This is a genomic window from Aquimarina pacifica, from assembly GCF_000520955.1.
In the GTDB taxonomy this organism is placed as follows: domain Bacteria; phylum Bacteroidota; class Bacteroidia; order Flavobacteriales; family Flavobacteriaceae; genus Aquimarina; species Aquimarina pacifica.
In genome coordinates, this window is record NZ_JACC01000003.1 from 115,449 (window position 1) to 128,664 (window position 13,216).

The 13,216-nt window shown below is 33.0% G+C and carries 9 protein-coding genes; 4 read left to right on the top strand and 5 right to left on the bottom strand.

Annotated features, from left to right (window positions below):
* Positions 1-186: 186 nt before the first annotated feature.
* Entirely contained in the window at positions 187-1,020 is an 834-nt protein-coding gene (locus DZ60_RS0102810) for a CvfB family protein (RefSeq protein WP_025740311.1), read from the top strand.
* Positions 1,021-1,095: 75 nt separating this feature from the next.
* Here DZ60_RS0102810 and DZ60_RS0102815 read toward each other — a convergent pair whose 3' ends face one another.
* Positions 1,096-1,530, bottom strand: a complete 435-nt coding sequence (locus DZ60_RS0102815; RefSeq protein WP_025740313.1) for a hypothetical protein — start codon at positions 1,528-1,530, stop codon at positions 1,096-1,098.
* A 159-nt stretch (positions 1,531-1,689) separates the two neighbouring features.
* Here DZ60_RS0102815 and DZ60_RS0102820 point away from each other — a divergent pair, with 159 nt between their 5' ends.
* The 3 genes from DZ60_RS0102820 to DZ60_RS0102830 all read left to right on the top strand — a co-directional run bounded on the left by DZ60_RS0102820 (position 1,690) and on the right by DZ60_RS0102830 (position 4,060).
* Positions 1,690-2,532 (top strand): 1,4-dihydroxy-2-naphthoyl-CoA synthase, encoded by an 843-nt coding sequence (locus tag DZ60_RS0102820; RefSeq protein ID WP_206538649.1) that lies wholly within the window; start codon positions 1,690-1,692, stop codon positions 2,530-2,532.
* Between the two features lie 32 nt (positions 2,533-2,564).
* A complete protein-coding gene (locus DZ60_RS0102825) occupies positions 2,565-3,374 on the top strand; it encodes a hypothetical protein (RefSeq protein WP_025740316.1) in 810 nt (269 codons plus the stop codon).
* Between the two features lie 68 nt (positions 3,375-3,442).
* Positions 3,443-4,060 carry a hypothetical protein gene (locus DZ60_RS0102830; protein WP_025740318.1) on the top strand — a complete coding sequence of 206 codons (618 nt, stop codon included), beginning with the start codon at positions 3,443-3,445 and terminating at the stop codon, positions 4,058-4,060.
* Positions 4,061-4,070: 10 nt separating this feature from the next.
* Here DZ60_RS0102830 and DZ60_RS0102835 read toward each other — a convergent pair whose 3' ends face one another.
* From DZ60_RS0102835 to uvrA, 4 genes are all read right to left on the bottom strand, one after another.
* A complete protein-coding gene (locus DZ60_RS0102835) occupies positions 4,071-6,485 on the bottom strand; it encodes an alpha-ketoacid dehydrogenase subunit alpha/beta (RefSeq protein ID WP_025740319.1) in 2,415 nt (804 codons plus the stop codon).
* Between the two features lie 191 nt (positions 6,486-6,676).
* Positions 6,677-9,505, bottom strand: coding sequence for a metalloprotease (locus DZ60_RS0102840; protein ID WP_025740321.1), 2,829 nt, complete (start codon positions 9,503-9,505; stop codon positions 6,677-6,679).
* Positions 9,506-9,595: 90 nt separating this feature from the next.
* Positions 9,596-10,285, bottom strand: a complete 690-nt coding sequence (locus tag DZ60_RS0102845; protein ID WP_025740323.1) for an LOG family protein — start codon at positions 10,283-10,285, stop codon at positions 9,596-9,598.
* Between the two features lie 23 nt (positions 10,286-10,308).
* Complete coding sequence (uvrA, locus tag DZ60_RS0102850) at positions 10,309-13,143, bottom strand: excinuclease ABC subunit UvrA (protein ID WP_025740325.1); 2,835 nt, start codon at positions 13,141-13,143, stop codon at positions 10,309-10,311.
* Positions 13,144-13,216: the final 73 nt, after the last annotated feature.

Consider the following 13,216-nt stretch of genomic DNA (forward strand, 5'->3'; position numbering starts at 1 on the left):
GGGATCAGACTGATTTTTTTGACTGTTATTAATGTAATATGGTCAACTCATTTCAGTCTGATTTTTTTGTTTTTAAAGATCTAATTTTAATGAATGAGCTTGTGATTTATTCGAACTTTGATATAATACATTCTAAATTTCCTTTGTGATGAGGATAAAAAAGTATCTTTGCACAAAAAACAGAATATGCTTAAGTTAGGTGTTTACAATACCTTAGAGGTTGTAAGAGAAAGAGAACAAGGTGTTTACCTTTGCGATGACGATGGAGATGAAGTATTACTGCCAAATAAATACGTTCCCGATGAATTTAAAATTAGGGATCTTATAAAGGTATTTGTTTATTTAGATAGTTCAGAACGTATTGTAGCAACCACCTTAGAACCTTATGCAGTCGTAAATTCTTTTGCCTATCTCAAGTGTACAAGTGTTTCGGGTATTGGGGCGTTTTTGGACTGGGGATTAGAAAAAGATCTTTTTGTTCCGTTCAAGGAGCAGGCATCAAAAATGAGAGTAGGTAGTTGGTATCTTGTCTATGTTTATCTAGATAAGGAGACTAATAGATTATTGGCATCAAGTAAGACCAATTCGTTTTTAGATAATTCATTAGTATTATTGTCATCTTATGATGAAGTAGATCTTATTGCATCGCATCCTTCACCTCAAGGGTGGAATATGATTGTGAATCAAAAACATTTGGGATTGGTATATGCAGATGAGATATTTCAAAAAATAAACCCAGGAGATCAGCTTAAAGGGTTTATTAAAAAAATTCGCCCTGATGGTAAAATTGATCTTACGTTACAGCGACATGGTTTTAGAGGGATAGAACCAAATGCTGATCAGGTTTTAAAAGAACTGGTTTCTAGCGGCGGTTTTATTAACCTTAATGATAAATCTGATCCAGAGGATATTAAGGAAGTTTTTCAACTTAGTAAAAAAAGTTTTAAAAAGGCAATAGGAGCTTTATATAAAGCAAGAAAAATAAGTATTGAAAGCGATGGTATTCGCCTTTTAGATTGATTTTTTTAAGTACATTTAAACGCAATATTCTTGAAATAGACGCATCAAAAAATAGATTTTTTTACAAATACTTTTCTAGAAGCGTCTTGTAGAATATCTGTTTCTGTTATTTTGATAGTATAAAAACTCTGTATACAAACTAGCATCTTTGTAGGCGGTGTTTTTTACAGAATAGTTACTTTTTCTATTTAAATTATAGTCATTCCCAGATATAGTAAAACCTGAAGCCTTCCTTGATTTTGATAAAGAAAGCGTATAGTTTTTTTGAATAGTGTGGTTGTTTGATGTTTCTATGTACATCGTATTCTTTTTTCTAAGAGAGGTTTGCCTAAGGTCAATGGCTAGATTCACTTCGAGTAGCTGATATTTTTCAGTGTCAAATTTTGTGCTTTTTGTCATTAAAGGCATATTCAATTCTTCAACATCAATAGCGAATATATGTAGCTCATTTTCTTGGCCGCATACCATGAAGCTAATACATACAAAACAGGCAAGTAAAACACGTTTCATCGCACAAATATATATGTATTGAACCGATAATTGTTGAATAGTAGTAAGAATGTCCAAACTTTTTGCTTTTCATCGATAAAAACAAGAACCATATAAATGTCATATGTAGCTTAATATGTATTAAAGTATTATTTTTGATTGTTCATAAAAAACTAAAAAATGAGTTCAATAGACTGGGTAACCGTAAAAGAATATCAAGATATAACTTACAAAAAATCAAACGGCATTGCTAGAATAGCATTTAATAGGCCTAATGTGCGTAACGCATTTAGACCGAATACGACGAGTGAGCTTTATGATGCTTTTTATGATGCTCAAGAAGATACTTCTATTGGCGTAGTTTTATTATCTGCAGAGGGACCATCAACAAAGGACGGTGTATTTAGTTTTTGTAGCGGCGGAGATCAAAAGGCGAGAGGACATCAAGGATATGTGGGTGATGATGGGAGACATAGATTAAATATCCTCGAGGTACAACGTCTTATTAGATTTATGCCAAAGGTAGTCATTGCAGTGGTTCCCGGATGGGCAGTAGGAGGAGGGCATAGTCTTCATGTTGTTTGTGATCTCACGTTGGCAAGTAAAGAACATGCTATTTTTAAACAAACAGATGCTGATGTAACTAGTTTTGATGGAGGATATGGATCAGCGTATCTGGCAAAAATGGTAGGACAAAAAAAAGCACGCGAAATTTTCTTTCTAGGAAGAAATTATTCTGCTCAAGAAGCATATGAAATGGGAATGGTTAATGCAGTAATTCCTCATAATGAATTAGAAGATACAGCGTACCAATGGGGACAAGAAATATTAGAAAAATCCCCCACTTCAATTAAGATGCTAAAGTTTGCAATGAACCTTACAGATGATGGTATGGTGGGTCAACAAGTATTTGCAGGAGAAGCAACAAGACTTGCATATATGACAGAAGAGGCAAAAGAAGGTAGGAACGCATTTCTTGAAAAACGAAAGCCAGATTTCAAAAATATTAAATGGATTCCATAATTTTTAGTATCTTAAAGCTAAGATAACAACGTATGAATAAAAAAGAAGAAGAACTTTTATCGATGCATTATCAGATGGAAAAGACTGATATAAAGCAGCAACGAATGGATGATCGCCTGATGTCAATGGCCGATGATTTGAGAAAAAGTAAAAGGATTCGTAATTTTTATTTCATTTTTATACTTATATTAATGTTGTTATTAACAGCAGGGACCTTGTATGTTACCCTAAACTGGCAAAAAGATTCTGGAGTAAGTAATCAGTCAGAACAACCGGATGATGTACAAAGGTTAATTCTTTTGAATGACTCATTACGTGCTCAAATTACTGAATTAAAAGGGTATGTATATGGTGGTATAGATACTTTAGGTCTGAAAAATGGTGATTCTACTCACTTTAACAATAGAATGGGACATCTTTTTTCTTCTGATTCTGTTGCTGATAATTCGAAGAAGAAAAAGTATGAAAAGACTTATTGCTATATTAATAAAGCCTACGAAAGTAATGATGTTATTTTTATAGAAGCAGATATTATTGAGTATTATGAAGGTAAAAAAGCGGTCAAAAAGGCTAGAGAATATGGTGAGGCAGAGTATGATGTAGACAAAAATGGTGATACATTGTATTTTCTGTATAATAATTATTATATTCATAACCAGAGTCCTAAGGGTGTAATACTTGAGCTTGATGATAGGGCTAGAGTGAAAACTGATAATATTAATCAGATTTCTAATAGTTTTTCTTTGAAAGCTTTTAAAAAGGTACTTATTGACAAACCCATCTTGGTTTTAGAAATCGATGACGGAATAGTATATAAAATTACAGAACAGAAACTGCCGTAATCACAAAGCCATTGTTTGGATGCGTTATATTTTTTAGAATAGAACACTTACCCCAAAAATAGCGAATAATGAAAGTCATTAAAGATGAGGACCTTCTATCATTGCATTATCAGATAGAAAAATCGGAAATCAAGCAGGTAAAACTTGAAAATCTTCTCAAGGATGAATCGAGTAAGCTTAAGACTGTTAAGAAGTCAAATAGACTTCTAGGGTCATTATTATTGTTTTTTTTCTTAATTACTGTTTTTTTAATCGCCAATGCTTTTTATTCTAGTAAATCTAGTGCTAATAAAGTAAATGATGGTATCATTGGTAAATTCAGCTTATTAGAAGATGAATTAGAGGATGTCAAAGAAAAATTTGAAACATTAAAAAATGAAAAGCAAGATATTCAGGAAATTAAAGATTTGTATCTCTACAGAAGTTTGATTAAAAAAGACACGGTATATTCTGTTCAACTAAGAACATTAGGGCAAAATGGTATATCGGCAATTTCAGAAAAATTCACTAATGCATTAATTTACAGTGATACAGCGTTTTATAAAATGAGTTTAGGGGTGTTTGAGACATTGCCAGAGGCCCAAGAGTTTAGAAAAGCATTAATCGCATCTGGTGGATTTAGTAAACGAATTTTTGTAATTTCATACCTTGACGGAAAACGTCTCAAGATTGAAAACTTTCAATAAAAGAATATAATTATCTTAATTTCGGATATTTTTCTGGATCTGATTCATGCATGATCTCATATGTCTTTTCAAAAATATCTTCTGCAGAAGGCTTACTAAAGTAATCTCCATCAGTTCCAAAAGCAGGTCTATGTGCTTGTGCTGATAATGTTTGCGGATTACTGTCTAAATATTGATATATATTCTGCTCATCAAGAACTTTGTGTAAAATATATCCAGTAGCACCACCTGGGACATCCTCATCAATTATTAGTAATCGATTGGTTTTTTTGACACTTTTTTTGATCTCATGATCAAGATCAAATGGGATTAATGATTGTATATCAATAACTTCTGCATGTATTCCTGAAGCTAATAATTCTTTCGCAGCTTGTTCTACTAATCGTAGGGTAGACCCATAGGATACTAGTGTTATATCTGATCCTTCTATAATAGTCTCTGCAATACCAATTGGTGTTCGAATCTCAGATAAATTAGAAGGCATTTTTTCCTTTAGTCTATAACCATTAAGACATTCGACGACAATTGCTGGTTCATCACTATCCATCAGACTATTATAAAACCCTGCGGCTTTGGTCATATTTCTTGGAACTAGTATATGAATACCTCTTAGTAAGTGAATAAGACCGCCCATTTGGGATCCTGAATGCCATATTCCTTCTAGTCGGTGTCCTCTCGTTCTTATAATTAGAGGAGCTTTTTGTCGCGCAAAGGTTCTATATCTTAAAGTGGCTAGGTCATCACTTAGACCTTGTATACAATATAATATATAGTCAAGATATTGAATTTCGGCAATAGGCCTAAGACCTCTTAAAGCCATACCAATCCCTTGTCCTATAATAGTTGCTTCACGAATACCCGTATCGCAAACTCTTATTTCTCCAAATTTTTCTTGTAATCCTTCGAGTCCTTGGTTAACGTCTCCGATTTTTCCGCTGTCCTCTCCAAATATTAGAGCTTCAGGAATCTTATCAAATAATTTTTCGAAATTATCTCTTAGAATCACTCGTGCATCAACCAATTCTGAATGCTCATCAAAAATAGGTTTCACTTCTTCAATATGAGTAACACCAGACTCGTACTCACTATATAAATGGTCACTATATTTAGGTTTGATAGATAAAGAGTATGTATTTACCCATTGCTGTAGTGCCAGTTTTTCTGGAAAATTCTCTTTAGTAATATATCTCAGTGCTTTTCTTGTGGATTCAAGAATATCCTTTCGGGTTGGTTCTTCTTTAGCTATTAGATTGGTAATTAAAGGAGCAATAAAATTCTTATTTTCACTTTTACGTTCAACTGCTCTTAATAAGGCGATTCCTTCTTTTTGTTCGGATATAATTTCTGATATAAAATCATTCCAAGCAATATTTTTACCTTTTCTTACTTCTTGTTTTGCATTTTTTTCGATAGCAAGAAGTTCTTCTGCTGTAGCTATATTATGATCTATAATCCATTCTTTGAATTTTTTATTACAATCATATTCACGCTCCCAGTTTAGCCGTTCTTCACTCTTATATCTTTCGTGAGATCCTGATGTCGAATGTCCTTGTGGTTGCGTTAATTCTTTAACATGAATAATTACAGGGATATGATTGATACGCGCAAGTTTTTCTGCAGTTTCATAGGCATCCATAAGGGCAGGATAATCCCATCCGTTTACTTTTATGAGTTCATATCCATCATGTTTCTCATCGCGGCGAAACCCTTCAAGAATTAGAGAAATATCTTCTTTTGTTGTTTGATGTTTTGCATGTACCGAGATACCATATTCATCATCCCATATGCTTATAACCATAGGTACTTGAAGAACACCGCCTGCATTTACAGTTTCCCAAAATAATCCTTCACTTGTACTTGCATTCCCTATAGTACCCCAAGCAACTTCGTTTCCTTTGATAGAAAAATTAGTGTTGTTTTGTACACTTTTTTCATTACGATATACTTTTGATGCTTGCGCCAGTCCTAATAGTCTAGCCATTTGACCCGCAGTAGGAGAAATATCTGAACTAGAATTTTTTTGTTGTGTTAGATTTTTCCAGGTGCCGTCCTCGTTTAAACTATGAGTAGAGAAGTGACCACCCATTTGTCTTCCTGCGGCATATGGTTCTTTATCGATATCTGTATGAGCATATAACCCTGCAAAAAATTGCTCGATAGAATACTCATCAATGGCCATCATAAATGTCTGATCACGATAATATCCAGATCTAAAGTCTCCATTACGAAAAACTCTAGCCATAGCTAGTTGTGGAAGCTCTTTTCCTCCTCCAAAAATTCCAAACTTCGACTTTCCTGTTAATACTTCACGTCTTCCTAATAGACTACATTCCCTACTTATTAATGCTATGGTATAGTCATTAAGTATTTGATCTCTATATTCTTCGAATGAAATATTAGATAAAGTGAGGGTATCAATCTGCATGTGAACTATGTTTATCGGTTTGCAAATTTAGTTAAAATACGTGTCATTTGCAAGTTAGAGTTTCTTGTTTTTTTTAAATATAATTCAGTTTTAAGGGCATTTTGTTATTAAATAACTTCTTTTGGAGATTTTTTTATGGATTGGTTAACAAATATTCAAAATTTTCACATTTAAAAAAAATAGATCATTTATTAATACCATTCTCGGGTAAAAAGACTAATTAATGTCTTGGGACTCAGCGTAATCATAAATCGTATTTGTTGCCCGTAATTTGGTTTACTCATCTCCCAACCATTATTAGAAACTACAGGAAAAAATAATTCAAAATAATCTGCAACAAGACTTAATCGTATTCCTGAATCATATACAAATTTGGCCGAAGTGCCTTTTGATTTTAATGCACCAATATCGCCATATACGTATACCCAATTCCAGATATTAGTATTTGCATTAAATGTGGTAATCCATTGATTTGCAAAAGGGTATTCGAGTTGAGACTTAAATCCTCCTTCTGCCAAAATGATCTGTTGACTTACTAAACCAGTATCTTCACTACGTCCTAGATAACTATAGTCAAATAGGTAATCTGTAGGTCTATCAAGAGCAAAACTGAAAAAATCACCGTCTTTTTGAGTGTTATTAAAAAGAAAAGTACCTGCAAATAGTCTAAGGTTTAGTTGACGATTATTAAGAAATAATTTTCGATAATTTATGGTAGTCGATATTTTACTAAAGTTTTGTGAGAGTTGATAATCCATACTATATCCGAGAAAATTAATCAAATTAAAATCTGAATATCTGTACCTGGCATTAAAGACATTATAATCTGGAGTCGCAAGAGGAATCTCGTCATCTTTGTCTCTAAAAACGTTAATGTTCCTAATAGTAAAATTTTGTCGTTGATTCGATCGCAGGTCACTGGGTCTAAAAAGAAAACTAACTGATGATGAAAAACGTCTAAATAATAATTCAGGAGCATAACTAAACATACTTCCATTGGTAATATATCGTATTTGATATAATCCATCATTAGCTACTTCATCTCTATAAATCAAGGAGTATGATCCTAATAATGTTTTAGATTTGAGTCCATAAGCTGGCGCAATTCGATACTCAAAATTCTTTTTTATAAAAGAGCTATTATAAAATTTTGACGCAATAGTAAAACCATCATAAACATTAAACTCAAACTCTGGAATAAAAAATATTTGATTTGATTTTGGATCTTCTACGTCCTGAAAAAACCTGAACTGAAAAGGCTTGTTAAAAATCCATTTTAGATTTTTATAATTATTTCGTCGATTTACTTCAGGGATATTTTGATCGTAGTCTAAAACTATTTTGGTAATGTCGTCATTCGAAATTTTTACTTTTTTGGTGCCATCAACTCCCATTACCCATGTCTTTGAGACGACATCTTTTTTTCTCAATCCATACAATGAAATAGGAACATTAGTATTGTTCTTATTTTTTATTTTTATTTCAAGTGAATCTTTTCGTTTCTTAACGGACTTAATTTTAAAATCTATATTCTTGTTGGTTTTGATATAGTCCTCAAAAAACCATGATACGTCTTTCTTTGATAGATTTGTGAGTATTTGTCGAAATTCTTCGGATCCTGTGTGTTGTAATACGTTTTGGCTATAAAATTCTTGAATACTTTGATTGACTATATTGTCGTCCCCCAAATAGTCTTCTAAATATTTAAGTCCAACACCGGCTTTGTATGCATTTGCAATATTTTGATTAAATTTTACTAATTCATCTTGTGGAGTATCTAATGATTGATCAAGAAATAATCTCATCATATTTTTATAAGCAAGATAGTACTGATCATTAAAATCTAATTTTGCCAAATGAAACCAACGTATACCTATAACTTTACTCAACTTACCGATAATTTTCATATCGGGATAATGTTGTTGGGTATAATCCATTATCAAATGAATGTGTATGGCATCTTTTATCCAAGCGTCATACCTTGGGTTAACCAATAGCGTCCTTCTTAGATACTTTTCTGTTATGGATTTTAATTGTTTTATTTCATATTGAAACCCATCAGGAAAAGGCCTTACAATATCGGGCAATTGATTTAGACCATATACAGGATTGTTTTTATAATCATTCTCAGAAACAACAATTTTATCAAAAGGATAAGGGCCTAAACGTTTCTGTAAAAAACTTAAAATTCGATCTATAGTCACAGATTTCATTTTAGGCATTAATTCATCATCATCAACGCTACTTACAAACTGAATCCCGTTAGACGGAAAATCATAAAAACTTGATTCTTTTTCTATATACAGCTTGACTTCATTTCTTTTATTGCCATATAATTGAATTGTTTTAGTAAGGTCATTTTCTGATAAGAGGAGTGATTCCTGTTGTAATTCACTCGTTACTTCATAATCTGTAGGTAGCGTTAGGTTTATTTGATAATTGCCTAAAGGAGCATAAAAATCATCAAGGTTTTTATGACTATATATGTTCCATGTGGTATCATATACCGCAGGGACTATATACCAATGTTTTAGGCTAAAATTTTTGTTATTATGATACCCGTATCGTGTAAATTTGGCATTTGGGATTTTTACTTTGTATGTTAATATAAAAGTCTGTTGTTGCCCGGGATAAATAGGAGAGGGACTATCTACCCATAAGATATCTTGTATACCCTCATGTCTTCCCCATGTTAGTGGCGCCGAATTTTGATCCGATATATTTTGTATGGTAGTGCTCCCACGATCAATTTCCTTTGCAAAATAAAATTTCTTTAAAAAGTCTTCAGAAAATCGTTTACCTAGTGGAGTCGTTTTGTCAGAAAAACCATTTGCCCAATCATGAAAAAATATTTTATTAAGTATATCATTTGATGAGTTTTTGAATACTATTTCTTGCTTTATGGTCAGTGTTTTTTGTTCACTATCCAAAACCGCATTAATAGTAATATCATGTTGAGCCGAAGTTTTTGTAAGTATAAAAAAAACAATTACAAAATGATATAGTTTTAAAGTCCTCAATTTTTATACAATGTTAAAATCACTTTTCAAATGGTTAAATATTTTATATATCCTTTCCAAACTAAGTAACTGATTTAATAATAAGATGTTTCAGAAATTAGGGCTTAAATTATATTCTCCATAGAATTTGTCCAAAATTTGAATCACTTCTTGCGGAGTGTCTACAACATGAATAAGATCTAAATCTTGAGGGCTTATATTTTCGAATTTTTCTAATAATATTGTTTTTACCCAGTCCATTAGTCCTCCCCAAAATTCAGTACTTACTAATATTATAGGAAATTTTGCTATTTTTTTTGTTTGTATGAGAGTCATTGCTTCAAACAACTCATCTAGAGTACCAAATCCACCAGGCATTACAACAAATCCTTGTGAGTATTTTACAAACATTACTTTGCGAACAAAGAAATAATCAAAATCCAGACTTTTATCACTATCTATATAAGGATTGTCATGTTGTTCAAACGGAAGGTCAATGTTTAATCCTACAGAAGTACCTCCGCCTAGATGTGCTCCTTTATTACCTGCTTCCATAATTCCTGGACCACCACCGGTAATAACTCCATAGCCATTGTTTACAATTTCATGAGCGATTTCTGTAGCTAATTTGTAATATTTATTATCTGTTTTGGTTCGTGCAGATCCGAATATCGATACACACGGTCCAATTTTACTCATTTTTTCAAATCCATTGACAAATTCTCCCATTATCTTGAAGATTGCCCATGAGTCGTTTGTTTTTATTTCATTCCAGCCTTTATGGTGTTGTTCTTTTCTCATAATAAATGACTAATTCTTTTTAATTATATGCTTAGTTCCTTTTTTAGAAACTTTGCTGTGTAACTTTTTTTATTTTTTATAATCTCTTCGGGGGTACCTTTGGCAACGATTTTACCACCATTTTTTCCCCCTTCATATCCAATATCAACAATATAATCTGCCATTTTTATGACATCCATATTGTGTTCGATAATTAATACAGTATTCCCTTTGTTAACAAGTGTGTTTAGTACGTCCATAAGAACACGAATATCCTCAAAATGTAATCCTGTTGTAGGTTCGTCTAATATATAAAATGTATTACCAGTATCTCTTTTTGACAATTCTGTTGCTAATTTGATGCGCTGTGCCTCTCCTCCTGATAATGTAGTTGATTGTTGACCTAGGGTAATATATCCCAAACCAACATTCTGAATGGTTTTGAGTTTTCTGAAAATTTTAGGTACGTGCTCAAAGAACATACAGGATTCATTTATTGTCATTTCTAAGACGTCTGCAATAGACTTTCCTTTGTATCTAATTTCTAGTGTTTCTCTGTTAAAACGTTTTCCTTGGCAGGTTTCACATTCTACGTATACGTCTGGTAAGAAATTCATTTCTATAACACGCAATCCACCACCTTTACATGTTTCACATCTACCACCCTGGACATTAAAACTAAAACGCCCCGGTTTATAGCCTCGTATCATTGCCTCTGGGGTTTTTGCAAATAGACTCCGAATTTCAGAAAAAACGCCTGTGTATGTAGCAGGGTTAGATCTAGGAGTACGCCCAATAGGAGACTGGTTGATATCAATTACTTTATCTAAATGTTCGAGCCCTTTGATACTTTTGTAGGGCATGGGTTTTTTTACACCATTAAAATAATATGCATTTAGAATTGGATATAAGGTTTCGTTAATAAGAGTTGATTTTCCACTGCCAGAGACACCCGTTATGGCTACCATTTTTCCTAAAGGAATGTCTATAGATACATTTTTTAAATTATTTCCAGTGGCTCCTTTTAATGAAATGGTTTTTCCGTTGCCTTCTCTTCTTTGTTCAGGAATCGCAATTTTCTTTTTTCCGCTCAAATAATCTGCGGTAAGTGTATTGTGCTTTTGTAATTCTTCAGGAGTTCCTTCGCTAATAATTTCTCCTCCATGTTTTCCTGCTAATGGACCAATATCAATAACATGATCAGCACGTTCTATCATGTCTTTATCATGTTCTACTACGATCACAGAGTTGCCAATATCTCGTAATTGTACTAGTGAGTTTATAAGTTTTTCATTATCTCTTTGATGTAATCCAATACTTGGTTCATCAAGAATATAAAGTACTCCTACTAATTGCGACCCAATCTGCGTTGCTAATCGGATTCTTTGTGCTTCTCCTCCCGATAAGGATTTACTACTTCTATTTAGTGATAAATAGGTGAGGCCTACATCAATCAAAAATTGCAGTCGCGTATTAATTTCTTTTATTACTTCGCTAGAAATTTTATTCTGACGCTCGGTTAATTGTTCTGGTAATATTTTACACCATTCGGATAGCTCGATAATATCCATTGCCGCTAATTCGGCTATATTTTTTTTATTAACCTTGAAGTATAATGACTCTTTTCGCAATCTTGATCCCTGACATTCTGTACATTGAATGTTATCCATGAATTCTAAAGCCCATCTTTTTAATGATGTAGAATCATTATTTTTGTATGTGCTATCTATGAATGTAGCAATTCCTTCAAAATCAATTTTGTACTCTCTAGTTACACCCAGTGTTTTACTGTTGATTTGAAATTTTTCTTTTCCTCCGTAAAGGATAATTTGCATTGCTTCTTGAGGGATGTTTTCAATGGGGTCACTAAGTTTAAAATCAAATCGTTGTGCAATGAGTTCTAATTGCTTAAAAATCCAATTATTCTTTTGTGGCCCTTGTGGCGCTAAACCACCATTTTTTATAGATTTAGAGGTGTCAGGAATTATTTTCTTTTCATTTACTTCATAAAGTGTTCCTATACCATTACAATTAGGGCATGCTCCCTTTGGCGAATTAAATGAAAAATTATTCGGTTCGGGGTTGGGATATGAAATTCCGCTTGACGGGCACATCAAATTTCGACTAAAAAAGCGCGCCTCTTTTGATCCCTGCTCAATAACCATTAATACATCATCACCATGATACATAGCTGTATTAATCGTTTCCATTAAACGCTTTGAATTAATTTGATCTTGCGTTACTAATAATCTATCGATAACGATCTCAATATCATGAGTTTTATATCGATCAAGCTTCATACCCTTGGTAATATCTTTAATTTCTCCATTGGTACGAACTTTTACAAATCCTTGCTTAGCAATTTGCTCAAAAAGTTCTCTGTAATGTCCTTTTCGGGACCGTATTACAGGGGCTAGAATGTTTATTTTTTTTCCTTCGAAATCTTTTAGGATGAGATTTTGTATTTGCTCATCACTATAGCTTACCATTTTTTCTCCGGTATTATAGCTGTAGGCATCGCTACCTCTAGAATATAATAGTCTTAAAAAATCGTAAATCTCTGTTATTGTGCCTACTGTACTACGAGGGCTTTTACTGGTTGTTTTTTGCTCTATGGCAATCACAGGAGACAATCCATCAATTTTGTCAACATCGGGTCGTTCTAACCCTCCTAAGAACTGACGCGCATAGGCAGAAAATGTTTCTATATATCGTCTTTGCCCTTCGGCATAGATGGTGTCAAAAGCTAATGAAGATTTTCCCGAACCTGATAGTCCGGTTATAACTACGAGTTTTTCTCGGGGTATAGTTACATCAATATCTTTTAGATTGTGAACACGTGCTCCTAAAACTTCTATGTGGTCTTGTGATCCAGTCATATTTTTTTTGCCAAGATTGCAAATGTAGTTAATTGACCTCGTTTTGAGAAATAGAAGAGTTTCAGTTTTGTTA

Excerpts from the sequence above, each read along its gene's own strand:
- DZ60_RS0102825 (WP_025740316.1), top strand. The coding sequence starts at position 2,565 with ATGAATAAAAAAGAAGAAGAACTTTTATCGATGCATTATCAGATGGAA.
- DZ60_RS0102810 (WP_025740311.1), top strand. The coding sequence starts at position 187 with ATGCTTAAGTTAGGTGTTTACAATACCTTAGAGGTTGTAAGAGAAAGA.
- DZ60_RS0102830 (WP_025740318.1), top strand. The coding sequence starts at position 3,443 with ATGAAAGTCATTAAAGATGAGGACCTTCTATCATTGCATTATCAGATA.
- DZ60_RS0102820 (WP_206538649.1), top strand. The coding sequence starts at position 1,690 with ATGAGTTCAATAGACTGGGTAACCGTAAAAGAATATCAAGATATAACT.
- DZ60_RS0102835 (WP_025740319.1), bottom strand. The coding sequence starts at position 6,485 with ATGCAGATTGATACCCTCACTTTATCTAATATTTCATTCGAAGAATAT.
- DZ60_RS0102845 (WP_025740323.1), bottom strand. The coding sequence starts at position 10,285 with ATGAGAAAAGAACAACACCATAAAGGCTGGAATGAAATAAAAACAAAC.
- DZ60_RS0102815 (WP_025740313.1), bottom strand. The coding sequence starts at position 1,530 with ATGAAACGTGTTTTACTTGCCTGTTTTGTATGTATTAGCTTCATGGTA.
- uvrA (WP_025740325.1), bottom strand. The coding sequence starts at position 13,143 with ATGACTGGATCACAAGACCACATAGAAGTTTTAGGAGCACGTGTTCAC.